This window comes from Mycobacteroides sp. H003 (assembly GCF_001440135.1).
GTDB classification, from domain to species: domain Bacteria; phylum Actinomycetota; class Actinomycetes; order Mycobacteriales; family Mycobacteriaceae; genus Mycobacterium; species Mycobacterium gwanakae.
This window is the reverse complement of sequence record NZ_LJYL01000010.1, coordinates 324,342-350,381: the sequence shown is the minus strand read 5'-3', so window position 1 is coordinate 350,381 and position 26,040 is coordinate 324,342. Positions and strand designations below refer to the sequence as shown.

26 protein-coding genes and 2 pseudogenes are annotated in these 26,040 nt (G+C 60.9%); 16 read left to right on the top strand and 12 right to left on the bottom strand.

Annotation, left to right across the window (positions count from 1 at the left end; all coding sequences use genetic code 11):
• Window positions 1-145 precede the first annotated feature (145 nt).
• Together AOT87_RS07585 and AOT87_RS07575 are read left to right on the top strand one after the other, a co-directional pair.
• On the top strand, window positions 146-328 hold the full coding sequence (locus AOT87_RS07585; RefSeq protein WP_052525678.1) for a hypothetical protein: 183 nt from the start codon (window positions 146-148) through the stop codon (window positions 326-328).
• 785 nt (window positions 329-1,113) lie between these two features.
• Window positions 1,114-1,686 carry a hypothetical protein gene (locus AOT87_RS07575; RefSeq protein ID WP_074246150.1) on the top strand — a complete coding sequence of 191 codons (573 nt, stop codon included), beginning with the start codon at window positions 1,114-1,116 and terminating at the stop codon, window positions 1,684-1,686.
• A 94-nt stretch (window positions 1,687-1,780) separates the two neighbouring features.
• On the opposite strand, the gene AOT87_RS07570 is transcribed toward AOT87_RS07575, so the two are convergent.
• The 4 genes from AOT87_RS07570 to AOT87_RS07560 form a co-directional block, all read right to left on the bottom strand.
• Window positions 1,781-2,389 (bottom strand): hypothetical protein, encoded by a 609-nt coding sequence (locus AOT87_RS07570; RefSeq protein ID WP_057969939.1) that lies wholly within the window; start codon window positions 2,387-2,389, stop codon window positions 1,781-1,783.
• An 11-nt stretch (window positions 2,390-2,400) separates the two neighbouring features.
• Window positions 2,401-3,393 (bottom strand): RNase H family protein, encoded by a 993-nt coding sequence (locus AOT87_RS07565; RefSeq protein WP_237085097.1) that lies wholly within the window; start codon window positions 3,391-3,393, stop codon window positions 2,401-2,403.
• A gap of 140 nt (window positions 3,394-3,533) precedes the next feature.
• Window positions 3,534-3,830, bottom strand: a complete 297-nt coding sequence (locus AOT87_RS27640; protein WP_074323850.1) for a helix-turn-helix domain-containing protein — start codon at window positions 3,828-3,830, stop codon at window positions 3,534-3,536.
• Between the two features lie 1,120 nt (window positions 3,831-4,950).
• Window positions 4,951-5,931 (bottom strand): tyrosine-type recombinase/integrase, encoded by a 981-nt coding sequence (locus AOT87_RS07560; RefSeq protein WP_240483281.1) that lies wholly within the window; start codon window positions 5,929-5,931, stop codon window positions 4,951-4,953.
• 370 nt (window positions 5,932-6,301) lie between these two features.
• Here AOT87_RS07560 and AOT87_RS07555 point away from each other — a divergent pair, with 370 nt between their 5' ends.
• The gene (locus AOT87_RS07555; RefSeq protein ID WP_057969940.1) at window positions 6,302-6,562 is read left to right on the top strand and encodes a helix-turn-helix domain-containing protein; all 261 of its coding nucleotides are present in this window, start codon (window positions 6,302-6,304) and stop codon (window positions 6,560-6,562) included.
• Between the two features lie 383 nt (window positions 6,563-6,945).
• A complete protein-coding gene (tcmP, locus tag AOT87_RS07550) occupies window positions 6,946-8,067 on the top strand; it encodes a three-Cys-motif partner protein TcmP (RefSeq protein WP_157859005.1) in 1,122 nt (373 codons plus the stop codon).
• Here the strand turns inward: tcmP and AOT87_RS07545 are convergent.
• The 3 genes and pseudogenes from AOT87_RS07545 to AOT87_RS29015 all read right to left on the bottom strand — a co-directional run.
• Window positions 8,064-8,810, bottom strand: coding sequence for a phage Gp37/Gp68 family protein (locus AOT87_RS07545; protein WP_057969942.1), 747 nt, complete (start codon window positions 8,808-8,810; stop codon window positions 8,064-8,066). The genes tcmP and AOT87_RS07545 overlap by 4 nt on opposite strands.
• 132 nt (window positions 8,811-8,942) lie before the next feature.
• Window positions 8,943-9,275, bottom strand: coding sequence for a hypothetical protein (locus AOT87_RS28655; protein WP_131727304.1), 333 nt, complete (start codon window positions 9,273-9,275; stop codon window positions 8,943-8,945).
• Window positions 9,276-9,457: 182 nt separating this feature from the next.
• A pseudogene (locus AOT87_RS29015) lies at window positions 9,458-9,693 on the bottom strand (hypothetical protein); the annotation flags it as partial.
• A gap of 252 nt (window positions 9,694-9,945) precedes the next feature.
• On the opposite strand from AOT87_RS29015, the gene AOT87_RS29010 reads away from it, so the two are divergent.
• The 6 genes and pseudogenes from AOT87_RS29010 (at window position 9,946) to AOT87_RS07520 (ending at window position 13,317) form a co-directional block, all read left to right on the top strand.
• Window positions 9,946-10,176, top strand: coding sequence for a helix-turn-helix domain-containing protein (locus tag AOT87_RS29010; protein ID WP_082634986.1), 231 nt, complete (start codon window positions 9,946-9,948; stop codon window positions 10,174-10,176).
• Between the two features lie 230 nt (window positions 10,177-10,406).
• Window positions 10,407-11,129, top strand: a pseudogene (locus AOT87_RS29600) (hypothetical protein); the annotation flags it as partial.
• Window positions 11,130-11,270: 141 nt separating this feature from the next.
• Window positions 11,271-11,594 (top strand): polymorphic toxin type 33 domain-containing protein, encoded by a 324-nt coding sequence (locus AOT87_RS29595; RefSeq protein WP_341533214.1) that lies wholly within the window; start codon window positions 11,271-11,273, stop codon window positions 11,592-11,594.
• On the top strand, window positions 11,584-11,994 hold the full coding sequence (locus AOT87_RS07525; protein WP_082634988.1) for a DUF4279 domain-containing protein: 411 nt from the start codon (window positions 11,584-11,586) through the stop codon (window positions 11,992-11,994). The genes AOT87_RS29595 and AOT87_RS07525 overlap by 11 nt, the downstream gene beginning before the upstream one ends.
• 248 nt (window positions 11,995-12,242) lie before the next feature.
• Window positions 12,243-12,611, top strand: coding sequence for a hypothetical protein (locus AOT87_RS27620; protein WP_082634989.1), 369 nt, complete (start codon window positions 12,243-12,245; stop codon window positions 12,609-12,611).
• Between the two features lie 256 nt (window positions 12,612-12,867).
• On the top strand, window positions 12,868-13,317 hold the full coding sequence (locus AOT87_RS07520) for a restriction endonuclease (protein WP_057969945.1): 450 nt from the start codon (window positions 12,868-12,870) through the stop codon (window positions 13,315-13,317).
• Window positions 13,318-13,796: 479 nt separating this feature from the next.
• Here the strand turns inward: AOT87_RS07520 and AOT87_RS07510 are convergent, their stop codons facing one another.
• Window positions 13,797-15,005: a site-specific integrase gene (locus tag AOT87_RS07510; RefSeq protein ID WP_057969946.1), complete on the bottom strand. Its 1,209-nt coding sequence runs from the start codon at window positions 15,003-15,005 to the stop codon at window positions 13,797-13,799.
• A gap of 808 nt (window positions 15,006-15,813) precedes the next feature.
• Here AOT87_RS07510 and AOT87_RS07505 point away from each other — a divergent pair.
• A complete protein-coding gene (locus tag AOT87_RS07505) occupies window positions 15,814-16,014 on the top strand; it encodes a hypothetical protein (protein WP_057969947.1) in 201 nt (66 codons plus the stop codon).
• 27 nt (window positions 16,015-16,041) lie between these two features.
• Here the strand turns inward: AOT87_RS07505 and AOT87_RS07500 are convergent, their stop codons facing one another.
• Window positions 16,042-16,854, bottom strand: a complete 813-nt coding sequence (locus AOT87_RS07500; protein ID WP_057969948.1) for a hypothetical protein — start codon at window positions 16,852-16,854, stop codon at window positions 16,042-16,044.
• A gap of 191 nt (window positions 16,855-17,045) precedes the next feature.
• Here AOT87_RS07500 and AOT87_RS29005 point away from each other — a divergent pair, with 191 nt between their 5' ends.
• Complete coding sequence (locus AOT87_RS29005) at window positions 17,046-17,210, top strand: hypothetical protein (protein WP_164497063.1); 165 nt, start codon at window positions 17,046-17,048, stop codon at window positions 17,208-17,210.
• Between the two features lie 39 nt (window positions 17,211-17,249).
• Window positions 17,250-17,927, top strand: coding sequence for a response regulator transcription factor (locus tag AOT87_RS07495; RefSeq protein WP_005064635.1), 678 nt, complete (start codon window positions 17,250-17,252; stop codon window positions 17,925-17,927).
• A 79-nt stretch (window positions 17,928-18,006) separates the two neighbouring features.
• Here the strand turns inward: AOT87_RS07495 and AOT87_RS07490 are convergent, their stop codons facing one another.
• The 3 genes from AOT87_RS07490 to AOT87_RS07480 form a co-directional block, all read right to left on the bottom strand.
• Window positions 18,007-19,455 (bottom strand): HAMP domain-containing sensor histidine kinase, encoded by a 1,449-nt coding sequence (locus tag AOT87_RS07490; RefSeq protein WP_057969949.1) that lies wholly within the window; start codon window positions 19,453-19,455, stop codon window positions 18,007-18,009.
• A gap of 20 nt (window positions 19,456-19,475) precedes the next feature.
• Window positions 19,476-19,925: a hypothetical protein gene (locus AOT87_RS07485; RefSeq protein ID WP_057969950.1), complete on the bottom strand. Its 450-nt coding sequence runs from the start codon at window positions 19,923-19,925 to the stop codon at window positions 19,476-19,478.
• Between the two features lie 174 nt (window positions 19,926-20,099).
• Complete coding sequence (locus tag AOT87_RS07480; protein ID WP_057969961.1) at window positions 20,100-20,603, bottom strand: MarR family transcriptional regulator; 504 nt, start codon at window positions 20,601-20,603, stop codon at window positions 20,100-20,102.
• A 213-nt stretch (window positions 20,604-20,816) separates the two neighbouring features.
• Here AOT87_RS07480 and AOT87_RS07475 point away from each other — a divergent pair, with 213 nt between their 5' ends.
• The 3 genes from AOT87_RS07475 to nirB all read left to right on the top strand — a co-directional run bounded on the left by AOT87_RS07475 (window position 20,817) and on the right by nirB (window position 25,954).
• Window positions 20,817-21,176, top strand: a complete 360-nt coding sequence (locus AOT87_RS07475; protein ID WP_057969951.1) for a hypothetical protein — start codon at window positions 20,817-20,819, stop codon at window positions 21,174-21,176.
• Window positions 21,177-21,325: 149 nt separating this feature from the next.
• Window positions 21,326-21,949, top strand: coding sequence for a carbonic anhydrase (locus AOT87_RS07470; protein ID WP_057969952.1), 624 nt, complete (start codon window positions 21,326-21,328; stop codon window positions 21,947-21,949).
• 1,503 nt (window positions 21,950-23,452) lie between these two features.
• Window positions 23,453-25,954, top strand: coding sequence for a nitrite reductase large subunit NirB (gene nirB / locus AOT87_RS07465; RefSeq protein WP_016889332.1), 2,502 nt, complete (start codon window positions 23,453-23,455; stop codon window positions 25,952-25,954).
• Window positions 25,955-26,040: the final 86 nt, after the last annotated feature.

Here is a 26,040-nt window from a genome sequence, read left to right as displayed (position 1 = left end):
GTTCTGGCCCCAGCCGCACCGTACTTCCAAATTGCGATCGGACCTAATCGGTTGAAATGACGGCTCTCGGCGTGTCGCGAGCCCCTGGACGGCTTGTCACCCCAATCATCTATTCTCTAAAATAGAGAACTTGAAAGGCGGGGTAATGGAACTTTGTGAGAACGCTGTCGAACTTGGCTTCACCGCGACCTCGACACCGCGAGAAGTCGTTTCCATCGCGGGCAAGTTGGTGGACGAGCGCGGCTACCCAGAGTCTGTGTATGACACGACCAGGTCGCTGATGCGTCTTCAGCGTCAGCTCCGCACTGAACAGGCCGGTGCGGCATGAGTCACCTCATCACCCAGGCGGACAACGAGTATCGCCTCTATGTTGCGGGTTCCGGCACCTGCCTCGCGTATGCCAAGAGTGAAACCGTTGTAGGCGGATCGGAAGGGTGGCGTGTTCGGCCGCACGGTATCGCTGAACATCTTGAGGACTTCGTAGTGAAAGACGAAGGTCAAGCGCTCACTGCGCTTAAGGCTCTCGGCCTCGCTTATGAGGCCGGAGGTGGGGGATAACCCGAACTCGCCCCAAACGCCGAGACGCTGCGGCTCAACGACCGCAATTCGACCGAACAACAGGAGAACAAGATGGACGACCCGTATGCCGCTGAGCGCGAAGAGGCGCGAGCAGCTCGAGCTTCGATGTCCGAGATGGACCGTGCCGCTATGCACCCCGATGCGGATTTGGGGATGTGCGGGGATCGGGAGGACGCACGAGGGGAGTGCTGGTGAACCGCGCGCTAGTGGTCTGCGGCGCCTAGTTGCGATGTCGGCAATTCACTCTGACTTGTCGCAAACCCCTGTTCCCATCCGGTGTGGAATCCGATCACGAGCAAGGTGATCTCGGCTGGTTTGTATCCGAGTGCGCGGCAGTGGCGCTCGTACTGACTGGTGGAGTGAATTCGGACTTCTCGCCGGTGCATTGAGACGGCTCCTCCCTGGTGATATGTGCCGAACAAGCTCGCCACGCTCTGTAGTCGAGGCAGCTCGATGCTCAGTTAGGCCGCGCGACCACCCAACGTGCGCGCCGCGGTCGGCCCGTGTGTGCTGGGTCTACCTACGGTCTCGGTCATGAAAGAGTTTCTGCTGCACCCGGTGGTGCCGATGGCGCTGCTGGCGGTCTGGACGATGATGTGGTGGCACCAGCGCAAAACGCCGCCGGTTCTACCGAAGATGGACCGCGTCAACGCGCGCCCGGGTGACCTTTCGCTTGGCGGCTCCACGGCGACATCCAAGACCGAGATGCGTGTGCGCAAGGTGCTCGAAAATGCCGGGTATCGCACCTATCCGCAGGGGACGCTGATGTGTATGGGACGTGACAGCGCCGGCAAGAACCGCTTTTTCACGCCGGACATCTTGCTGCGCAAGCCGTTCGCGGTGGTGGAAGTCGATCCGGCGCACTGGCATGGAGCGCCGGAGAAAGTCGCAGAGGACATCATGCGCAACCGGTTCTATGCGCGACGTGGTCTGCGCGTGATCCGGGTGCGCATTGCTGGCACTCAGGCGCTGGGGCCTAACGACGTCGTGATCGGCGAGTCCGACTTCGATCCCGCCAAACACCGCACTGTTCTGTTGAGGGCAGTGGCCTCAGCCAAGATGGTTCCGGCGAGCTACTGGACGTCGATGCAGCGGAGAGGGACGTGACATTCAGGCGCTTATCGAGGTCGCGGTAACCATATTCGCCAGGAGGTTCCGCTGTTTGTCGGGAATCAGGTCAGAGCCAGCAGTAGGGATAGAACTATCCCGCGTTGAAGTCGCGCAGGGACCGGCACCAATCCAGTTGGTATAGCGACGATTTTCCGTCGAGTGCAGGATCTCGTTGTACTCGGCCGGATCCATCGGTGAAGTAGGCCAGCTTCGCACCGTCACGGGTGTAGAGCCCTACCGGGCGATAGGTCATGAGAGGGAACTGGTCTGCTGACGTGCCGTATTCGTGCAGAGCCGCGTTGTAGCGTTCGACGTCGTACAGCGCGCTCTCTGCCGCGGTGGTGGTCCCGGTGACTGGCTCTTGTAGCGCGCGTGGATCGCGGCAGGCAGCGGAGAGCGATTTCGATGTCTGTGTGCGAGCCGCGCGCAGATTGGTCACTGCCCGATCGCGCTTCTCACCAAGATCACGGCTCCGCAACCCATTCACCAGAAATGCGTATTTCAATTCCCCATCTGACACCGTGCTCGTCACCGATGACGAATGCGCGACACGGTCATCACGGAGCTGCATGTAGGCCGCACCGCTAATCGCGCCGAGGGAGAACACGGCTACCGCCGTGGCTGCTGGCACCAGCTTTCGGATCGGAGCATCGCCGAGCTGTCGGAGTCGATTGGAGATCTCGTGCGTCTTGATGCTCATGCGTGGTCCTTTCAGGCTGCGGCGGTCGTGGCACAGAATGCGCCGGCGAAGGCTTCGGCCAACGCCGCGGCGCGCTGGCGGTATTCCTGTCGAGACAGTCCGCTGTCTCCACGCATATACCGGGAAGCAAGGCGCGCCAACGCATCAGCACCTTCGTTCAGTGGTTCCCCGCTGTGAGAGCGCACCCAACGGATCTCGACGCGTTCCCGGAGTCGGTGGATACGTCGAAACGCTGAGACCAGTTCCGCCTCTTCGCCTTCTCCAAGCTCGGTGATGTAGCCGCCAGGCATTACCTGCTCTCCTCTCTGCCAGGCATTGGCCATCGCGATCGCTGCTTGGCAGTCGGTGAACAGCGTGATGTGCTCATGTCGTCCCAGACGCCGCAACGCCTCATCGATTCCACGAAGCTCCGATATCAAGACTTTCGATCCTCCATGCATACGATTCGAATGCTGGAATCCGCGCAACCCGAAAGCGCCGCTGTCTGCCAACCATCCACAACCGAGGGACGTTTTGCGGACCGACCCATCGGTGGCCACTGTGACCGGCGGTAGCAAGGTCTCAGGTGGGCGTGGTTTGGGGGATTTCTTCTTTTCAGGCGCAACGGGGGCGATTTCGTCGAGCACCTGGGCGGCCTCGCCCATCAGCAGTCTCACGTACCTCTCGGCGGCGCTGATTACGGTGACGTTCAAGGCCGATTGGATAGCGGTCAGTTGTGCCCGTGCTGCCCAAACGACCCGGGGTGGGACCATCACCTGTAGGTGACAATGGGTCGGCTGCGTAACCCGCAGAGTCGCAATGACATCGAACAGTGCAGTCTGCAGATTCGGGGACTTCGCGATGCCCGACCAAACGCCGGTGGCTGATTTCGCGCAATAGGCGTATCCGCGGCGCGATCCGACACCGCGGAACGCGATCACGACAGAGGTAGCTCCGGTCGATGCTGCCAGGGAGGCAGATTCGCCTGCTGTGCGCCGACTTTGGACGCCATCTCGGATCGTCATGACAGTAGTATTCGAGTGATCAGCCCTACGCTCTCCGCGACCGAGACGACACGCCGATACAGCGGTGGAACTCGGATCTGAGCGCCGGCGTGCGGCTCTTGAGTGGAGAGGCGGCGCGGATTAGCGCTGACGATTGCCCGTTATGCCGCGTTGCCTTTAAGGAGCCGTTCAACTTCAGCCGTGGGGATTCGTCGGGATCGTCCGAGTTTCACCGCGTTAACTTCCCCTGACCGAATCAATGCATAGAGATGGGCTCGGCTGATGCAAAGCTGTTTGGCTGCTTCTTCCACGCGATACAGCTTCGGACGATCGGTGGCCGACACAGCTTGTGCCGCGTTGGCTGTGGGGAATATTGCCGCCAGCTGCTCAACCTGTTCAGGCGAGGCCGAGCGCATCAAAGTACCTAGCGCCTCGGAAATGGGGTCGTTGTTGCTCATGACTCTGATCGTCTAGGGCGAGTGTGGTGGTCTCCAGTGAGCGGTTCCGACACGCCGAGAAACAGCTGATTCGGATCTTGGTGTTCTCAGTGACTCAGGTTCGAGTCGGCAGCCGGGAAGCTCTCGTTCGCGACTCATGGCTGGAGAATCCGCGCGCCAGCGTCGTTGACCCGCCGATGACCCATTTTTCGGGTGCCCCTGCTCAACCCCCGTTGACCCACCGATGACCCGTAAGGGTTAGACAAACCTGTTCTACCTGGACAAATGGTGATACGCTTTGTACCAGCACGTTCGGAATGGACGAGCGTAGACTGCATGCAAGCCGCCTCACACGCGAGGGGTCGCTGGTTCGAACCCAGCCGGGACCACCAGAAAGCGCAGGTCAAAGAGTATTTTGCCCTTCCTGAGCTTCGGAATTTGACCCACAATTGACCCAATTCTGTCTATCCATGGTTGTCCATGGAGTCTGTCCCGTCACTTTGGCATCGAGGCTGTTGGCACGGCGTGGGACTCGGTGTCCGCTGTCTTAGGGTGACCTTCCTGTGCGCTGGACTCGCCACCCTTGCTTTTGAAGTGAGGTGTTAGGTTTGCTGTCTGATTCCGGTGGGAGGTACTGATTGCTCTCTTGCGGCCGTGTGGATTGATCGCCTAGGAGACCGGCCTAGATGTGCCTGCGTCGAGTGTGTGTCAGAAAACTGGCTAGCCAGTTCCCGAGTAGGCGCTGGCTGACCGATGAGATTAGGCTAATTAGGTTGTGGAACTTGGGGTTCCACCCTTGAGTTCATCGTCGCGGGAGTTCAAACCCACGATCATTCGACTCTCTCGGTTAGGTGCTCGATATCTCGGTTGGGCGCGGAACTCCGTTGCAGCTCGATCGGATACACGTGTTCACGTTCAAGATGCAGATGAGTTTGCTACCTAAACCCTCTCGGCGTACGGAAACTGATCGCGTTGGTGGAGCGGCGGCAGTGAGGCTGCAGCTCCCCACCCTGGGATCAGGTGAGTTAGCCATTTTTATGGGTCATTGCTACGAGCGGGGATACTCGCCTGTGGCGCTATTTGCAGAGTTGCTTATTACGGCTCTGTCATTGGCTTTTTCGTGTAGTGGCTACACCTACCGCTATCGATCCGTCGAGTTGCTGAGATACGCGGCTATCGGTGTCATCAGTTTTCGATGAGGCGGTCTCAGCTGAGTCAGCCTCTCGTGGAACTTGGCTGCAGCGGACAGCTCGCTTGGGTTTGAGTGCGCATACGTTCGCAAGGTGAACGCAGCGTCCCGGTGACCTAGCCAGGCGGCGATCACTACGGCTGGGATGCCGTTTAGGTGCATCAGCGTGGCGCACGAATGCCGCGCATCATGAAGGCGCACACGGGGGAGATTGGCTGCTTCCAGCGCCGCTCTCCAAGCGTGCGTCAGTGTGTTCGGATGTGGGGGAGCTCCGTGCTCGTCGAGGATGATCATGTTTGAGGTCGGCCAGCCACTACCGAGAGCTTCTTGCGTCTTAGCCCTCCGGTCCTTAGCTCGGCGCAGGGCTGAGGCGAGATCGGTAGGCATCGGCAGGTCACGAGTGCTGGAGGGCGTCTTGGTCGGCCCGATGCGGGAGCCGCCCGAAACAGCAAGGCGCGCAGCGCTGATACTTAGGACGTCCTTCTCGAAGTCGATCGCATCCCATGTCAGTGCGAGGATTTCGCTGCGGCGCAAACCCAAAAGTGCCAGCCGCCAGGCTATGCCGAACGGGTATTCCTCTGTGGCTTGCAGAAAGGTTGAGATCTGCTCTGCTGACAATGTCCTTATCGTTTTTCTCTGGGTCGGCAGAGACTTCACCCGTGAGGCGGGGTTGCGAGTCAAAACGCCCTGGTCGACAAGGTCGGCCATGATAGCCCGTATCCGGGCCAGCATAGGGTTGATGCTTGTTGCGGCCCAGGGCGACCGCACCCGTTTGGCCTTGAACTTCTCTGGCCCGTGCCACGCTCCCATCACCGAGGTGCCCGAACGCAACGCTTGAACCACGGACTCGATATCATTTTTGGTGATCGACTGAATTGCTCTGTCGCCCAGCATGTCTACGAGGGGGCGAAGGCTGGCGACATATGCGGCCATAGTTGTCTGACGAATTCGTTGTCCTGAGAGCCACGCGTCGACGGCTTGCCGCACGGTTAAGGTTTCAGGTGCTATGCGCCTACCGTGCATAAACTCGGATAGGAAAGTGGCACGCCACTCAACTGCGGCCTTGAGAGTCTTGAATCTGCGCTTGTGCTGGAAGCGTGTGCCGTCTGGTCGTGTGCAGTGCGTTCGTACCTCGTATCTCTTGCCCGCTCGGGTCTCGACGAGAACTACCCATTTCGGTGGTCTTGGCATGCACTGGAGCGTTTCAGCGTTGTGGAGTTATCTCGATCATTAAAAACTGCCAGATTTCGGCGTGTCGTGACTGTGGGCTCGGCTTCCGGAAACCAACTGACACGCTAGATGCATGAATGAATCGAACTCTGTAGACGGTTTGGCGGCTGCGCTTGCGGTGTATATCACTGCGATCGCAAAGGGGCAGGAGGTACCCAGCCCTGAGCCAAGGAGGCTGCTCTCCGTGAACGAGGCGGCGGCGATGCTGTGCTGTTCTCGTGCGTTTCTGTACACGCGGATCCAAAGTGGGGACATCTCCTCGGTGAAGCTGGGGCGCCGCCGACTTATCTCTACTGTGGCTCTTCAGGAGTTCGTGGAACGTAATGCCGCCTGAGCTACGACCTCCCACCTCGCCGTCTCACAGTCGTTGGTATCCCGGCCAGCGGGCGCACCACACCGAGAACACCTGCGAGCCTGGGTGATCCGCGGCGGGACTATCGCGCAGAACCGGCCGGGCTTCGGGATCAAGGACTGTGAAGCGAGTAAACGCCACAAACCCGGTCTTCGACACTTCCTGAGCAGATAGGCAGAGTCCTGGGGCGGGTGCGTTCGGGCGAAAACCATGTTCTCCAGAGCGTCGGACTCGGGTAGCCAAACGCCGCGGCGCGGCTGACCGGTCCCGTCCGTCTTGGCCGATACGCTGCGTGAGAACGGGGAGGAGTGCCGGGTGACGTACATCAATGCACGACGGGCCACCGATGAGATGTGGGTTCTCTGGTGACGCGCAAGGATGACCTGCGTAAACAGGTGGACTATGAGTCCGACCCGCACACTCGCCTCAAGCACGCTTTCTACCGGCGGTACATAGCGTGCTGGATGGGAAAGGTGCTGCAGGGCAAGTGGGCGAAGCCGGGGACGATCATCGACGGGTTCGCCGGTTCGGGGATGTATTCCGACGGTCTCGACGGTAGCGCGATCATGATTGCGAAGCTGTTCCGAGAACACATCTGCCGGCCGAACTTCCAGCCTCTCACCTACGTGACGAACGACCTGGATCCGAGGCGATGCGAGGCCCTGGACGGACGTATGAAGGCTCTTCCGGCAGATGACAGGATTAGCCACGTCGCTGTCGGGCCGAAAAGGTTCGAGGACATCGTGGGTGAGGTGCGCCAGACGCACGCTCCGCTGGGAAAGCTGGCGCTGTGGATCATCGACCCGTACGGACTCAAGCAGATCCCGTGGTCTATCGTCGCCGAGATTGCGAAGGTCCCCAAGAACGAAGTCGTGATCACCTTCATGGCCGATGAAGCGCATCGGTACCGCGCTAATTCCGCGATGACGTCGGTGATGAACAACCTCTACGGAGACGACACCTGGAAGAGCATCCCCGATGGTCTCACCACCGCACAGTCGAAGGCCGCGCTCGTCAAGCTCTACTGCGAGAAGCTCGAGTCGCTTGGGTGTCACACGTCATCGTTCGATGTCGATGTAGCGCGTCGGTACACGCGTTACTCCTTGATTTTTGCTACACATCACCAGGGTGGCCTGGAATGCTGGAACTCCGCCAAGTGGTCAGCGGATCCCACAAGTGGCCGCGGAGCCAGTGCAGCTACGGCATTTCAGCCGAGTCTGCTCGATCCGGACATCGACAACCTGATCGATGACTTCCGCGAGCAGATCGGCGTTCACGATTTCACAGCGCTGGTCAGCCATGCGCAGATCCTCGGCTATACCGAACCCCACGTGCGTACTGCGCTCGGCCGTTTATTCCGCGAAGGACTCGTGGTCCGAGTGTCTCCAGTGACGGCGCCGAAGAACTCGCCATGGCCGGCCGCAAGCCGCATCCAAATATTCGAGGAAGGCCCGGATGACGACGAAGGTGTGGACGACGGCCGCTAACCCGTCGCGGCCTCGGGCATCTCGTCCCACAGTTGGCCGTCGAGTTCGCGGCCGAGCGCCTTCGGAGTGCGGCCCCCCCACTGCTTGAAGAAGAACGGTACCTCGGCGTCGCGACAGGCGTCGCGGATACCACGCGCCCAAGACAGCTCCATCGGTCGGTACCGCGGACCAGACTCGCCGCCCGCGATGACCCAGCCGATGCCGCTCAGATCGATTCCGTCGAGTGGACCGATCAGCGGTTCACAGGATAAGAACCGCACGACGGCGGGAACCTCTCGGAGATGATCGATGCGGGGCAAGACGTCTGCGTTCTCAACCGACACGCCCATCCACAAGTTGTCCGGCCAGTTGAGCTTGTCGGCGATGCGGCGTAGGCGCAGACTTCGTTTCGTGAGCACCTGGTAGGTGTGCTGCGGGGTGTCGCGGCACACGTCGAATACGTCGCGGATGAAGTTGACCGGTACTTTGGCGTGGAACAGGTCGGACATCGAATTCACGAACACCACCCGCGAGTTTTTCCATCGCAGCGGTTCGCCGAGCGCTTGGGGATGCATCGTCACGCCGAATCCAGGACCGGAAGTGCGAGGGTCGCCATCGACCTGATACTTCGTTGAGCCCATTGCTTTGAGCCTCTTGGCCAGGGTCATCGCGTAGCAGTGGTCGCAGCCCGCCGAGATGCGGTCGCAGCCCGTGACGGGGTTCCACGTCGCCTCGGTCCACTCGATTGCAGAACGGTCCGCCATGGGGGCCTCCTCAGCTGGGTCAGTCCCTGAGTCCGGGTTCAGTCCCAGACATCGTCACCTTATGGTCAGGTACTGACGAGTCAGATGGTGCAATTGTGACCGGTGTGTCGTCTGAGGTTAGCGGACTGCAACTCACTTCTTCCTATGTTCGTGCGTTCCACTCATGCGCCAGTCCTGCAGTTCGGCACGTACCGCAGTACGGTGATCCTCGGGGCGGCGGTGCCAGTGGCACATCCAGCAGGAGGTGACGTTCACGCCGGTCCAGACGAACTCCCTGTGGCAGCAGGTGTCGTCGTTCCCGCCGGCACCGACTTCGGGAAGGTCGCACACCGCCGGGAGGCGCAGCGGTGCTGCGGAAGTACGGCGGGCGATACGGACGTGCAGGGTTGCGTGTGCATCGGTGCGGACGTCGTGCTCCTCGATCACGACAACCCCGATAATCCGCCCTATATCAGGCGCTTTCATGATGAACTCGCACAGATCGACGGGCAACGGTTCCTTGCAACCTCGCACTACTGGTGGCATGGCAGGTGGCGATTCGCATGCTTTTTCGCTCTTCTGCTGCCCGCGCGCTCGGAATAATTGCCTCGCCGACCATGACAGATATCCCGCACCACGATCGGCCAGGGCTACTTATTGCTTATGCATCACGTGGGCCTCATTGTGGGCAGAGTGGGACCGGCTCGGCGGCGGGGTAGGTGGCGTTGGGTCAGGGCGGGGCAGCTGCTGGCGCCGGTGTAGTCGACCTGACAGTGTTTGATGGCGTTGAGCCAACCGGCTCGTAGCAGCTGCGGCTCGCCCGCCGGGGCAGGTAGAGCATGTGGTCGGCGACGGCGCTGAACATCAGGTTGATAGTTATGCGAGCCAGGTTCGCGCCAATGCAGTTGGTGCTCATCGTCGGAGGCAGGGCGGCGATCGGCTAGGACAAACTGATCGGGCCCGCCGTCTGGTGTTGTAGAAGGCGTTGATGGCACGGTCGGCGCTCGCGGTCGAACTATCCGGCATATAAAGCCAGACAAGCGCTGCAGCGCATTGTCTGGACTGGTGCGGCGGGGCTGTGCCGCTTGTGGTGGGCACGTATCTGTGTGGCCTATCGGATAAAATTGGTCAGCAAGTGTCCGGGGGGAAGGTCGCGATGAAAACACGTGGAGTTGAACGCACCCAGGAGCGCGCGGAGCTCAGGGCGGCGTATGAAGCTGGTGCAAGTATTCGCACGTTGGCGGCCGCCCATGGACACTCATATGGGTACATACACGATGCACTCACACAAACCGGCACCCAGCTGCGCGGGCGAGGTGGACCGAACAACCTGGCCCGATCTGGCCCGCCAGAGAACGACAGCCGGAGCGCCATCTCGGGGTCGTAGCTAATCCAACGCTTGGGCGGCTTCTGTGCACGTGTTGCGCATATACGTGATCGCCACGTAGCCGCAGGTTACGTACCAGTTCGATACGTCAGCCAGCTTGTGATGCTCGATTTAGCAAACACCAAAATCTCGCAGATGCCTGGACATAACCCTGTGCATTCTGTCATGATCCTCGCATCGGCTGCGCCCGTACGTGGTGTACAGCAAGTATCGGGAGGGGCAAGCTGCGCATGATTATGAGTGATCGTTGGCGCATGTCGACGGGTTTGCGTAGAGCATCGGCGGTGGTCGCCGGTGTGGCGCTAGCCTTCGGCGGAGCGAAGGTGGCCAGCGACCACACCGTGCCTGGCAGCGGGTTTTCGACAGTCCAGACAGCCGCTGCGGATCCGACCGGTCCCACGGGTGGCCCTGGCGGGGGCCCGGGTGGGATGAATGGATCCCAGTTCCAGCCCCCAGGCTTGCCGCCGCAGATGCCTGACTATCAGGGCGGTATCAACCAGCCGCCGTTAGATCAGAATTCTGGTATCAGCATCTACAACACGGGATCGCCAGGGGCACAGCAAGTTCCATCGCAGCAAGGTGCACAACAGTCTCAACAGGGGCAGCAGCCTGCGCACGGAACCCAAATCCCTGATTATCAAACAGCAACCCCATACACTCAGGGACCCGGTACGGAGAATCCGGATTACCAAGCACCACAACAGAATTCTCCCCAGCAGGACCATCAGCAAAATAATGCTCCCACGCAGACTCAGCAGCCCAGTCAACAAGACCAGCAGGACCGCGAACTGCAACAGCAATGTCAGCAACAGGCTCAGTATTACGGTCTTGCTGAACAGATGGCCAGCTTTATCGCGTCGGCGATGGGTGGTGCCGGGAACCTCTTCGGGCAACCCAGTCGCCAGTGGGGTCCTGCCTTTGAATGCAGTTGCGCACCTGAGCAAGGTGGCCCCCATAAACAATCACCTGGCGACGATGAAACAAGTCAGCCGTGCGTACCAACCGATGGCATTCCGAAAAGGATCGTGGGCGCGGATTACACCTATAACTTGGCGACACAACAACTATCCTGGCTAGGCACTTTCCCAGGTTTGATGCCGTTCTCGGGAACCGTAAGTGTGGCCCCCGGCGCCTCAGTTTTCATACCGGGCAACGCCCAGTGGACAAGCGCCACTTTGACAATCTGCCAAGCGCCCTCCGAAGGCCCTAGCGGTCGCAATCCAGCGCAAGATAAGCTCCTAACCAAGGGAGACATCAAGAAGCTGGAGAACGCCGGATTTGATGTTCACGAGCTTAAAGGCGGTAAGAACGCCTCGAAGTTCGATCTGTACAAGGACCGAGAGGGAAATATCTACGTGAAGCCAAAAGGCGGGCGTGGCGAGGGCGATCCGCTAGGGATAAATATCAATGACATCTGAGCTCGATCCTTCCAGCATTCCTGTTATCAGAACGCTGCTGAACGTTACGGGATTGTTTGACCCCGACACATTTACAGCTGCAGTTTTACTGACGCCAACACGGACTGTGCGTGCAGGCGAAGCGCGCTCTCCGCAACTCGCCTTCACTGAAGACGCCTGGAAAATTGACCTCGGCAAGCACGAGGCCGTCCACTTAGAGAGCGAAATGGACCGGCTACTCACCCTGCTTTTACCAGTGGGTGAGAGATTCCGCGAAACTGTGGCAGCGATGGGCCTCAGCGCCGAAGTAGCATTTCAGTGCAGTGCGGACGCGGGATACTATCCTTCAATATCTTTGCGCCATGACCAGATAAAACAGCTAGCTGCCCTTGGGCTTTCGCTAGATATTGACATTATCTAGATAGCAGACCGGAATTACGGCTGCTACCGATTATATTCATTCGAGGGGATATGAAGATTCGGATTCTCGTTATTGCGGCGTGTACCGCAGCGTTAACGGCGTGTGGGCAATTAGAAAAACCAACACCGGCCGATCCTGCATCACCGTCAGCTCGTGAGTCGACAGACTTCAATAACATTCCCGGACAGTTCCCTTCGCCGGCGACACTGACCACGAACGGGCAGGCTGAAGCGCCAGTCGGCGGCTGCGTGAACCTGAGCGGACCCGCAGTCAACGCCGTACTCACACTCGTTGATTGTGGCTCGCCACAACATACGTACCGAATCGTGCAGCGCGTCAACGTTCCCCAGGAATGCGGTGATATTGACCGTTCGTACTACCACAATTCCCAGGCCACTGGCCAGTACACCGCGTGCCTCGACTTAGCCTGGGATGCCGGCGCGTGCATCAGCCTGGCCCAGCCTGTAGCGAAAGTCTCCTGCACCGATCCAAATGCGCCCCGCAAGATCAAACCAACAAAGATTGTCCTCGATACAACGACCCTCGATAGCTGCCCTGACGGAGGATATCCGCACCCGGTACGCAAATTCACCGTCTGTACCGAAACCCAAGACTAAGCGGGCGTGTCCCGGGCGCCCAAGCATGGTGTTCGACGCGGTAGATCACTTTCGTTGAGGAGCTGTGTGACGTGGTTAATCCGTAGTGCTTTATTTGACGCTGCCTTTCTCGCCAGTCGAAGTGGCCAGATCGGAAGCGATCGGCGAATGAGGGCGGATAAATGACAAACCAGGCCTGGTGGAAGAGTGAATGCGCAGGCAGTACAACGGCTCTGGCGGTCGGTTCGAACGAGTGGGGTACCCGACGCTCTCTCCAGTGTTCAATCCTAAGGACTGGATCTGTGGCCGTCTCCTAAGATCTCGCCAGCATAAACAGACACTCGTCGGGGACGCGACCGACTGGGAGATCGACGGCAGGGGTGTCCCAACAAACGGTGGTGGGGTCATCGTCATCGAATGTCGGCGGCTGACCACTTCCAAGGTGAAGCAGAACGCAGTGGCGGCGCTCGCGTATTCGATCCGCGACTTGGGCGCATCCGGCGGAATCATCGTGACTCCCATCGGCGTACAGAATGGTGGCCAGCGCATAGCCGAACGCGAAGGAATCAAAGTGGTGCGCCGCCTCGCCGCGGACTCGACCACCGAGAGTTATCTGTTGAAATTCCTTGGCAGCGTGGTCGTCGGTCCGGGTGCGGCGCAGTTGACGCTCACCGGCCACCTCCCCACTGTCACGGTCGCACCCGTCGAATCAGACCCGAATCAATGAACCGGACGAAGCTGATTCGGACGCGGGTTGTCATTTGCGTGGCCACTCATACCCGTACCGGGTGTCGAAAAGACGGCTGCCGGCCTCTCGGAACTGTCTCCTACCTGTGCAATTCTCTATCGGGCTGACAGGATTTGAACCTGCGACCACTTGACCCCGAGTCAAGTGGTCGACGCATGTCAGCTCAGCCGAGAAACTCGTTGGTGTATGTGACCTGAAAGTGCTTGGCGCACCGCAACGCGCCCCGGCTACTGCGCAGTTTCTTGCAGATTAGTAATGGAGTCGTGTGGCTTGCTGAGGCGTAGTACGCTCTTCGTTGCAGACCTCCCCGCACCCGTGGATAAGGAGGTCTCGCTGTTTCTGGGGGATGCAAAAACCTCTCGTTGTTGCAATGTCTACTTGTGTAACAGCTTTCGCGCCTTCACCTCTCAGTCTGCGAATCGCTCAACGTGGAAGTAGCGGCTTGTCAAAACTGGCAGCTACGCGACTGCGTCCGGTTCCGGTGTCGCGATCTGCTGAGTGACGCTGTCGAGATACTGCGCTGCTGCAGACAGTGCTGCAGGGTTCGAATGTGTATACGTCCGTAAGGTGAACCCGGGGTCTGCGTGACCCAACCAGGCAGCGATTACCACGGCTGGGACGCCGTTCAGGTGCATCAACGTGGCACACGAATGCCGTGCGTCATGAAGACGAACAAGGGGGAGATTGGCCGCTCTGAGCGCAACCTTCCATTCCTTGGTCAGTGTGCGCGGATGCGGAGGTTTCCCGCTTGCGTCGAGAACGATCAAATTTGAGTTCGGCCACCGATAGCCGAGGGCTTCTCTCGTCTGGGCTTGCCGGCCCTGTAGACGAAGCAGTGCCCAGACGAGGTCGGTGGGCATCGGTAATTTACGGGTGCTGCTGAGTGTCTTAGTCGGGCCGATGCGGGAGCCGCCCGCAACGGCAAGGCGAGCGGTAGCGATGCCCAACTCATTCTTCTGGAAGTCGATCATGTCCCACGTCAACGCGAGAATTTCGCTGCGCCGTAGCCCCATGAGCGCTAGCCGCCATGCGATTCCGAAAGGGTGGGTCTCCGTGTCTTGCAGCAGGATTGGAATCTCGTCGGCTTCCAGAGTCCGGGTCGTGCTGGATCTTACCGGCCGCAGAGACTTCACGAGCGAGGCGGGGTTGCGGGGCAACGCGCCCTGATCCACAAGGTCGGACATGATTGACCGCATCCGGGCCAGCATCGGGTTGATACTTGTTGCCTCCCAACGCGATCGCACCTGTTTACCTTTTAGCTTCTTGGGTCCGTGCCAGGTGCCCGACACCGATGCGCCCGTGCGTAGTGCTTGCACCACGCTTTCGATATCGTTTTTGGTGATCGAGCTGATAGCCCGGTCGCCGAGCATGTCCACAATGGGGCGAAGGCTGGCTACGTATGCGGCCATGGTCGTATCCCGGATCCGTTGTCCTGACAGCCAGTCCTCGACGGCCTGCTTGACGGTCAGGGGCGCGGAGAGATTTTCGCCACCGCTGCGGAGTTCAGACATGACGAGCGTGTGCCACTCGACAGCAGCCGCGAGAGTCTTGAATCTGCGCTTCTGCTGGTAGCGCTTGCCGTCCGGGCGCTTTGCGTGCGTCCGGACCTCATATCGCGGGTCCGACTTGGTCTGCACCGTTACTGCCCATTTTGGTGGTCTTGCCATATCTTGCAGCGTTACGCATAGGTGCGGGGAGGGCAGGAGTTTGAATCCTCAAGCGCAGAATCTTGTTGCCCCGCGGTGGGCTCGAGTTTCTGGACTGACTGGCCGGCGGCAGCTTGTGATTTGGTCTGCGACGGACGCTGGCGGTCGGCCATGCTGTCTAAGTGATCCCAAAACCATTAGGAAATCTGCTGGTTTGGTGTGAGCGCTTCTAGGCATGCAAGCCCCGCATACTTGAGATCATGTCGAGTCGCAGTTCGGGGTTATATTGACTGGCTAAGACAGCTGTCGCGCGTTCGGCAGGAATGAGTTGCCAGAACGTCGCGTTCATCGAGTTGGCAAACCAGATTGGCGGCGGCGTGGGCGAACGGGACGCAGTCAACTTCGTCCACGATGATCAGTTTGTAGCGGTGGATCTTCTTTAGCGGTGCTTCCAGGTGGTGACGGTCAGGTGGCTGATCCAGTTGAGGCGGTGTCGAATGGCGCCGAATGTCCTGCATGGGTGGCCTTAACCCCTAGTCTGATCGAACAATGGGTGCACAATCAGGTTCATCGCTGTCCGACGTTCACTGATAGCCGGTGGGATCCAGGCCAGTGCATAAAACGGCTAGGGCGCCGGACTTTGAAAGATGTTCATCGCACGGCGATCTGACTCCACCAAGCCCGCCCGGTATTGGTCGGCCCGCAGTCAGATGGACCAGGACGGGCCGCCGTGCCTTAGAAGCGGCGCCGAAACTGTAGCCGTGCAACAGGTTCAGGAATATCGGTCATTCTCAGCGAAATATAAGGCGCTACCCGGCATGGTGAGGCCATGGACAATCCTGAAATGAACAGAAGATCCGGTTTCACTGTTGTTGACCCTGATGCGGCGCTGGCCGATGCCGCAGGTCGCGGTGATCGGTTCAGGATCGACCGAGACCATTGGCTGGTGGCCAAGTCGGCGGTGTTTTGCGCTGCGGCCACTTCGATCGTCGCGATGATCGGCTTGATAGGCGAAACGTTTGGGCTATGAGATTAACGGGTACCCAATGTCTTTAGGCTAGTCGAGGGCTAGCTCTCGGAGATCGGCATCGGGGTCCTCTTCGGTTGCGGTGGGGCCAGTCTTGCGGTATCCGAACGCGATACCGATGACGAGAATCGCTAATAGTGCCGCCGAGGTTCCCCAGGTGCCCAGAGCTAAGCCTCCCTTGTCCAGTGGTTTGGACAGTAAGTCGCCCACGGTGGCCCCAAGCGGTCGGGTCAGGATGAACGCCGCCCAGAACAGCAGGACTGCCGAGACGTTGGTCAGGTAATGGGCAATCAAGATGATCGTCATGATGGCGGCGATCAGTGCCGCACTGCCCCAGTAACCCAGTCCTGAGCTGTCGGCGAGGTAGTCGCCCAGTGAGGTGCCGAGGGTGTTGGATAGCAAGATGGCGGCCCAGTAGAGGACTTCACCGCGCAAGGTGGTGATGTTGGCGACGTCGAAAGTTTCCCGGGTCAACTTCCAGATCGCAAAGACGATGACGAGTCCAGTGATCAGCAGAAGTGCCCCGACCCCATAGCCCAGGCCGCCGGTCGTGTCGGTGTCTGAGCCGGGGCCGCGGTTGATCAGATCGGACATGGTGGTGCCGGCGGTGCTGGTCGCGGCGATCACCGTCCAGTACAAGGCCGGATGGAACTGGCGGGCACGCAGCTGCGCAAGCAGACTCACCACAAAAATCGAAATGAACAAGATCGAGGCGGCAGCATAGCCAAGCCCTAGGGTTTGCGCTATCAGATCGCCACCGGTTTCCCCGAGCGTGGTTGCGGCGATCTTCAGAACCCAGAATAGGGCGGTGACTTGGGGAAGCTTGTAGCTCGACACGGCGATGAACCTGCCAAATCTGTTGTAGGTGTCCGGGATCTGTGCCGCACCCTAGCGCCGCGGTGCTGAAGATCTGCTGAGAACCGGATGCGGTCTCGGCGCTCAGCATCCTCACAGCCACCGGGTGTCAATCTGACGGCAGTTCCTTCGGGCGATCGGCGCCCCAAGGCCAGCAGATACAGAGAAAGGCCCGGATTATGACCAGCGCCCGCCGCGAGGCAGCCATCCTGATCATCGGCGCTCTGATGTTGTTCGGTGCCGCAGTCACGGCAGCGGAGGCGCAGGAACGCGCCCACGAGAGCGCCGCCATCTCGGTCGGTGGATCAGCGCCAGCATCGGGCGCCGCGCACCCTGGGCTGTAAGACTGAACGCAACCATAAGCGACTCCGGGAAGGTGCACAGTGCGGGTGCTGCTCGTCGAAGATGAACCGCTGCTCGCCGAAACGGTGACGGCTGGCCTGAGGGCCGAAGGATTCATCGTGGTAACTGTCAGCGACGGAATCGACGGACTATGGCAGGCCACCAACGAAGCCTTCGACGTGATCGTCCTGGACATCATGCTGCCGGGCCTGAGCGGCTACGAGGTCCTGCGCCGAATGCGGGCCGCACACGTGTGGACCCCAGCGTTGATGCTCACCGCCAAAGATGGCGACTACGACCAGACCGATGCCTTCGATCTGGGCGCCGATGACTATCTGACCAAACCGTTCTCGTTCATGGTGCTCACCGCCCGCCTGCGCGCCCTGATACGCCGCGGCGCACCCAAACGTCCCGTAGTACTCACTGCCGGCGAGATCTCGCTAGATCCCACCCGCAGGGTCGTCGAACGCGCCGGAACCCCGGTCTCGTTGACACCGCGCGAATACGGCCTACTCGAATACCTACTACGCAACAAAGACGCCGCAGTCACCAAAACCGATATCCTGCAAAATGTTTGGGACAATCACTATGACGGCCCCGACAACGTGGTCGAAGTTTATGTCGGCTACCTACGCCGCAAGATCGGCGCCCACCTGATCATCACGGTCCGCGGCGTGGGCTACCGGCTCGAATCAGGTGAGTACGCCGCCGACAACTGACCCCGGCTACCGTAACGACACGGCCCCAGGAACCTGGCGCTGAAGCGTATGTGCAGCCGAAACACTGGGTCCGAGTCAGCTAGTTCGCCAGCGGCAGCCGAACGGTCAGCACCGTCCCGCCGCCTTCGCGGCCGCTGATATCCACCGCGCCTTTGTGCGCGGCAACGATTTCGGCCACAATCGCTAGCCCAAGCCCGCTGCCGCCGCCGTGCCGGGAGCGGTCGGCGTCAAGGCGCACAAACCGTTCAAACACGCGGCCGCGCTCAGCGACTGGGATGCCCGGGCCATCGTCGCAGACCTGCAGATATGCGTTGTCGGCGTCGGCGCGGACCACGATGGACACCTGGCTGCGTGCGTGGCGGGCGGCGTTGTCGGCCAGATTTCGCAGCACCCGTGCCAGCCCTAGCGCGTCTCCGGTGACTTTGACCGCCGCCAGATCCCCGGAAACCTGCAGCGACGTTTCCCGTTTAAGCCGCGTAACCTCGTCGCTGGCTAGATCATCGAGATCAATTTCGGTGCGGCGCATCGGAAGGCCGTGCTCATCGGCCCTGGCGAGCAGCAGTAGATCTTCGACAAGGGACTGCATCCGGTGAGCCTCCGGCAGCAACGCGGTCTGCACGAGGGTCTTGTCGAACACCTCGGGATGGTTTTGAGCGATCTCTAGCGCCGAAATCACCGTTGCCAACGGGCTTCTGAGCTCATGGGAGGCATCCCCGACGAACCGGCGTTGAGCGGTGTGCCCGGCTTCAATCCGTCCCAGCATCTCGTTCATAGTGACCGCCAGCGCCGAAATCTCATCAGCGCGCCCGGGTACCGGCACCCGCCCGCTCAGATCAGAAGCGCTGATCTGGGTGACGCGGGAACGGATCGCATCGACCGAGCGCAAGGAGCGCCGCACCAACAGGTATGTCACCACTGCGGCAACCACCGCGACGACCGGTGCAGTGATCGACAGCATGGTGGCCACCGTCGAGGTCATCGACTCGATCGGCTCAATACCGCCACCCACCAACACCGTGTACCGGCCTTTGCGGCCGTCAACCACCACCGCAGCCACACGAATATCATCATCGGCAGTAGCAGGAACACCCACTTGCGGGCTGCGAAAATCATTGCCGCGCAGCAAGATCAGTGGCTGCTTGGGGCCCGAGTCCGAACGTCGCACGATCTGGCCGCTGGCGTTGACGACCTGTACCGCCACGATCCGCTGATCGGTGGACAACAACACCGACTCCAGCTCATCGGGCGGTTCCTTACCCAGCCGCTTCGCCACCGCCGCAGCGCGGGCATTGGCGGCGTCATCGACATCGGCGCACATCGAGCGATACAGCAGCACCACCGACACCGAACCCACAATCATCAAACTGGCTAACACCACGGCGGCCGCCACCAGCGCTGAGCGGATCGCGATCCCACCACCCCAACCCCGCACACGGCTCAACAGCGCTCTACCGACTCCACGCCCCTTCACTGCCAGCCCTCGATGTGCATCGCCGGCACCGGATACGGCCTCACAGGTGGTGACCATATCCGGCAATCATCGCAGACCTACGACCGACCAGACGTCGTCGGCGCAGCGATGGGTGCAGTTGAGGAGGCTGCCGGAGCCTGGATACGGTCGCGGCCCGGGTATACCTGCTCGCCCTTGCTAGACATGCCCCCGTTATCGGCGCGACCCTCACTCTCTGCGGCATCTCGGCGCCCGCGCTCGTCGATGTCGTCATCATCGTCATGGGAGTCATGCTGATGCGATCGTGACTCGCTATGCCCGCGATCATCTCGGCCATAGTCATCACCAAACTCGCTACCCGCCCAGACCCCGGCACCGAACGTCAACCCCAGCACCGCCACGACGGCCACCGCAGCGCCCGCAATTGCTGCCGCACGGATGAACAGCGGCCTACGGTCTGTTCCAGTCTCCGGGCTCAGTTCAGCGCTCTGCGCCTTCGCGTCTTCGGCTGGTTCATCAGCCTTGTTCGTTTCATCAATGTTCGACATACCCCGACAATGCCCACCAGGCGCTGAGACTTCACTGAGAACGAGAAGCGCCAAAACGGCGGTAACTGCACAATCTGGCGCGTCATATTAGGACACTGTGCGCATCACGCGGGTGTCAATAAACACGCAGGGGCTTGGACCGGACCGCAAGCGACAGGCCGAGCGCCGGTGGACTTAGGCGTTGCCCGGCCATAGCACGGTGAACTGCAGATGCTCGGCGGATTCTCCCGCGGCCGCGGTGAAGTGCTTGAACGCCGACACCACATGGCCACGCTGGGCCGGGTCGATCGCTCGCAGGGCCTGTTCAATGGCCTCGCGGCGCCGATCGGTGATGGCCTGCACAATCTCAGTGCCGCGATCGGTCAGGCTTAACGTTGAGTTACGTCGATCCGCCGGGGACTCTTGGCGGTCCAGCAGCCCAGCACGCACCAGCCGGTCACAGGCCCGACTGGCATTGGACGGATTGACCTTGAGCCCGGCGGCGATCGCCGCGATATTCAGGGGGCCCTGCGTTGAAATCATGATTAACACCCGAAGCTGCGGCAGCGTGACATGATCATCGACCTCAGCTACCGAGGCTGCGGCAATACCGACCAACGCGCGGCAGGCCTCCATCACGACATCGATGTGCGCTTCGGACACCCGTCGAGTGCCGGTGCTGCTTCGCACTGAACCCATGACCGTCATCATTGTCGCTTAACTGTTATAGCGCAACCATTGCGCATGAGCAACACCGGTGTAGCATTGTATGCATAGGCGCAATTATTGCGATAGCGCACCGTGTTGATGTGGTGATCTGTGTGCCGTTGCCAGAGGTGGCGCGGCAGGCTTCGTCGTTGTCTGGAGACCCTCGATCACCGTCACCCGGCGTGGATCATGAGGTGAACGACTATGAAATACTCGGTACGAGAGGGGGTCTCGTGCATAGCGGCGGCTGTGGCGCTGGTGGTCTGGGCGCCAGGGATAGGTCTGGGCGCATCGGCGATTTCGAGGGTGAACCTGGCTATCGGGCCGATGTCCGGCGGCGCAGCAACCTCGTCGCTGCAAGGGCGTCTTGGAGCGGTGCCCGCCGATAACTCCGGTAACGGCAATCCGGATTCCGATGTCAGCGGACCCTACGATCGTGACTCGAACAATGTCGCGCCGCCACCGCCTAGTAGCGGTACCGGCATGGAATGCGAGGATGCGGGAGTCACGTGCATTCACGACCAAAGTGGCACAGCCTTGACCTCGGACAACGACGAGGTCTAACGGACCTAGGCGCGTGATGCGGCCACGGCCTTGTCACCGCGCGGGCGGCGAACGCGGGCGCTGCGCATGGAACACGGGCGCTGCGCATAGAACATAGGTGCTCTGAGCCGGTGCCGCGGCCAAACGTGCTGTGCGCCATAATCGCATGCATGGTTGGTGATGCATTGGATTCCAAGGCCGTCTGGAAGGACCTCAAGGCGGGCAATCAGCGCTTTATCGATGGATCGCCGCACCACCCCAGCCAGGACATCGCTCGCCGGGCGCAGCTGGCCGCCGGCCAGGATCCCAAAGTAGTGCTCTTTGGGTGTTCGGACAGTCGCGTGGCCGCGGAGATCATTTTCGATCAGGGACTCGGCGACATGTTCGTGGTTCGCACTGCCGGGCATGTCATCGACTCGGCGGTGCTCGGTTCTATGGAGTATGCGATCACCGTGCTCGGAGTTCCGTTGATCGCGATCCTGGGGCACGACTCCTGCGGGGCTGTGCAAGCCACCCTGAGCGCGCTCGATGAAGGATCCATGCCCGGGGGCTACATCCGCGATCTTGTCGTCCGGGTGATCCCGTCCATCTTGCGGGGACGCCGTGAGGCAATGACCGGGGTCGATGAATTCGTGGCCTGCCACGTGCAGGAAACCGGGGCCAAGCTTATGGAACGCTCCCAGGTGATCGCCGAGGCGGTGCGCCAAAACAAGGCCGCGATTGTCTTCCTGACATACCGGCTAACAGATGGCCGCGTCGAATTGCGCGGCCATATCGGCGACATCGGCGAATAACCCCGACTAAACCACGCGCCCCCGCTAGCGCCGGGCCCCGGCACCTCCTAAACGCAGAGCACCTCATCGGTTGGCGCCGAAGAGATGATGGCGCCTGGCTGGGTGTCGGCACTGCGGCGACTCGAGGTCGCGGCGCACACCGTGTTGCCTGTCACGCGGTTCGCCATGGCGGGCAAATGCTGCTCAAATTTGGTGCCAGACAGGAAAATCCACCGGACCGCCACCTCGGCGCAACCGAACTGTGACGCGCTTAATCCTTGACTGTTGGCCGCGCCGCCGTAAATTTATATGCGTATACGCAATTATTGCGGTAGATCACGCGCTGAGGTGATGGGAGGCCGATATCGATGGGTAAGAACGAATATCTCACCGAGGCAATGGCAGGCGCTGTGCGTCAGCGCTTAAGGCGTATGGTCCGTGCGGATGGGCGCTCGTGTCGGTGTGGCAAGGCCAGCAACTGCGCCAAACGCTCGCACCACCCTTCCTTAGCGAGGCCAGCCGTCAGGTGCGGTATCGGCGCAGTGGTTTGTACCTGCGCGTTGATGGGGGGGATACATCTAGGGTCCCTCGGTGCGCCAACGGTCCGGCACGTGCTCGCGCAGTGCGAATCGGTCAACATCTACGGTAATTGCCAATCCGAGAGCAGCGCTTCTGAAGACACGGACCCCTGCGTGCTGATCAATGCGGTGGGGGCGTGTGAAAACCGGTACCAAGTCGAGCATCCAGCGCACACGATGGTGAAGTAGCGTTTTGACATCCCAGCCCTCGCTGCGGCGGCAGCGCTATGTGATGCGGGTCATCACAAGTACCGTGGCGCTGATGCGTTGTCCAGCTGGAGCTTTTGTCGCAAGTGGCGCGCCGATGGCGTGTATTTGTCACCCGCAGAAAGATTGGACTTGCACTGTGGGTGCAATGGGTGCGCGCACCCGGCCCGTCTTCTGTGTCCCCACATCGTGGGCTGATGTGAGCTATCACGCATAGCGCAATAGTTGCGCTGACGCATAGTTCTGGTTGAGGATGGATCCATGAATTCGATGCCCACTGATCTGGCGTGGCCGGGATCTGAGCGGCGGGGTTGGCCGACATCGGTTTCTCGTACGCTTTCGGCTTCCTCGGGTGTGGCCGTGGCCGATACGGCCGCGCCGCAGTGGCGAGGGCCGATGGCCGCGTCCATTGGATGTCCGCGGTTGGTGGTTTGCGAACCGACACTGTCTGTATCGACGGCCGTAGATCAGCAACGGTTGCAGAGCTGGCCGCTTAAGGGTATTGCTGTTGGGGACGCCAGTTCGGTGGTGCATCGGGGCATCGCCGTTCAGTGAGAGAAACTGAACGACAAGGTATTTCGACACTAGTATCCTCCTCCGTTTCTCGTCCGCATAGGTCTTTCCTACGCGGTGGGATGTGGTTGCGAACATCGTCGTTTGCATCGTGTGCCAAAGCCGTGACGCGTCAGGGTCTCGCGGCCGATTCCTGGGTCTAAAACGAAGTGGCGGTGTGAAACCCATGAACAAGAAAGTCGTCGTCATCGGCCATGGAATGGTCGGTCACCGATTTGTCCAGGTGCTGCGTGAGCGCGATGCCACCGATCAGTGGCAGGTGACGGTTCTGGGTGAGGAAGCCGATGCCGCCTATGACCGGGTGGCGTTGTCCTCGTACATCGACAGCTGGGACCGGGACACGCTGGCGCTCACCGGAAACGACTACGCGGAAGATCCGATGGTGACACTTCACCTCGGCGACCCGGTGGTGGGTATCGACCGGACCAATCAGACGGTCAGCACCGCGGCGGGCACCGTGCTGGACTATGACGCGCTTGTGATGGCCACCGGGTCTTACCCGTTCGTGCCGCCGGTGCCCGGTGGGGACGCTGAGGGCTGCTTTGTGTACCGCACCATGGATGACCTCGATGCCATCAAGGCCACCGCGGACAAGTCGCCCGGCTCAGCTGGTGTTGTGATCGGTGGCGGGCTACTGGGGTTGGAGGCCGCTAATGCGCTGCGCCTCATGGGGTTGGCCCCGCACGTGGTGGAACTCAATCCCCGGCTCATGCATCTGCAGGTCGACGAGGGCGGCGGGGCCCTGCTGACCCGCCTGGTGACCGACCTGGGATTGACCGTGCACACCAGCGTGTCCACCCAGGCCATCGAGAAGGCGGCCGATGGCACACTGTCGGTGCAGCTGTCGGACGGGTCGACGATCGATGCCTCGGTGCTGGTGTTCTCGGCCGGTATCCGGCCACGCGATGAGCTGGCCCGCGAGTGTGGACTGGAGCTGGCCGAGCGCGGCGGCATATTCACCGACCTGGGCTGTCAGACAAGTGATCTGCACATCTACGCGATCGGCGAGGTCGCCGCGATCGAAGGCCGCTGCTACGGTCTGGTCGCGCCCGGGTACACCACGGCGGAAATCGTCGCGGACCGGCTACTGGGCGGCAGTGCGCAGTTCCCCGGGGCCGACCTGTCCACCAAGCTCAAACTGCTGGGGGTCGACGTCGCCAGCTTTGGAGACGCGCACGCCACCGCCGACGGTGCGCTCGAGGTCGTTTTCAATGACGCCACCAAGGGCACCTACGCCAAGCTCGTGGTTTCCGACGATGCGCGAACTCTGTTGGGCGGCATCCTCGTCGGTGACGCTAGTGCCTACGGCACCCTGCGGCCCATGCTCGGCAGGGAGCTGCCCGCGGACCCGGCCTCCCTCATCGCCCCATCGGGTGCGGAGATCGGCGTGGGCGCGCTGCCCGACGATGCGCAGATCTGCTCGTGCAACGCCGTGACCAAGGGGGCGATCTGCGCAGCCATCTGTGAGGGCGCCACCGACGTGCCCGCCCTGAAGGCGGCAACCTGTGCCGGAACATCCTGCGGTAGCTGCATTCCCATGCTCAAGCAGATTCTCGCGGCCCAGGGCGTCGAGCAGTCCAAGGCACTGTGTGAGCATTTCGAGCAGTCGCGTGCCGAGCTGTTCCAGGTGGTGCAGGTGACCGGAATCCGGACCTTCTCCGAGCTCATTGCCAAGCACGGCAAGGGCACTGGTTGCGATATCTGCAAGCCCACCGTGGCGTCCATCCTGGCTTCGACGTCCAGCGATCACATCCTGGATGGCGAGCAGGCCGGGCTGCAGGATACCAACGATCACTTCCTGGCCAACATGCAGAAGAACGGCACCTACTCGGTAGTGCCGCGGCTGCCCGGCGGTGAGGTCACCCCGGAGAAGCTCATCGTCATCGGCGAGATCGCCCGGGATTTCGGTTTGTACACCAAGATCACCGGTGGTCAGCGCATCGATCTGTTCGGTGCTCGCGTCGAGCAACTCCCGCTGATCTGGAAGCGGCTCATCGATGCCGGCATGGAATCGGGGCACGCCTACGGCAAGTCGTTGCGCACGGTGAAGAGTTGTGTCGGCTCCACCTGGTGCCGATACGGGGTTCAGGACTCGGTCGCAATGGCCGTCGAGCTCGAATTGCGCTATCGCGGACTGCGTTCGCCGCACAAGCTCAAGATGGGCGTATCCGGGTGTGCTCGGGAATGTGCCGAGGCTCGTGGCAAGGATGTCGGCGTCATCGCCACCGAGAATGGCTGGAATCTCTACGTGGGCGGTAATGGCGGCGCGACGCCGGCACATGCCAAATTGCTTGCCGGCGACCTGGACTCGGAGACGCTGATCAAGTACATCGACAGGTACCTGATGTTCTACATCCGCACCGCGGACAGGCTGCAGCGCACCGCGCCCTGGCAGGAGGCCATCGAGGGCGGCCTGGACCATATCCGGGCGGTCGTGTGTGAGGACTCGCTGGGCATCGCCGACGAGCTGGAAGCGGCGATGGCCCGTCACGTGCAGGGCTACCAGGACGAATGGGCGGCGGTCCTGGCCGACCCGGACAAGCTGCGACGGTTTGTGTCATTCGTCAACGCGCCCGATCAGCCCGATTCGACCATCGCATTCGACGACAGTGGCCCGCGCAAGGTGCCGGTGCTGCTAGGCACCCCGGGATTGCGGGCACCGTCCTAACGTCCCGGTCCTGGGACTAGAAGCACTTCACAGTCTTGGCAACGGCGCCGAGACGACCGAGAACGTCCGGCGCGGCCAGTGGCTGC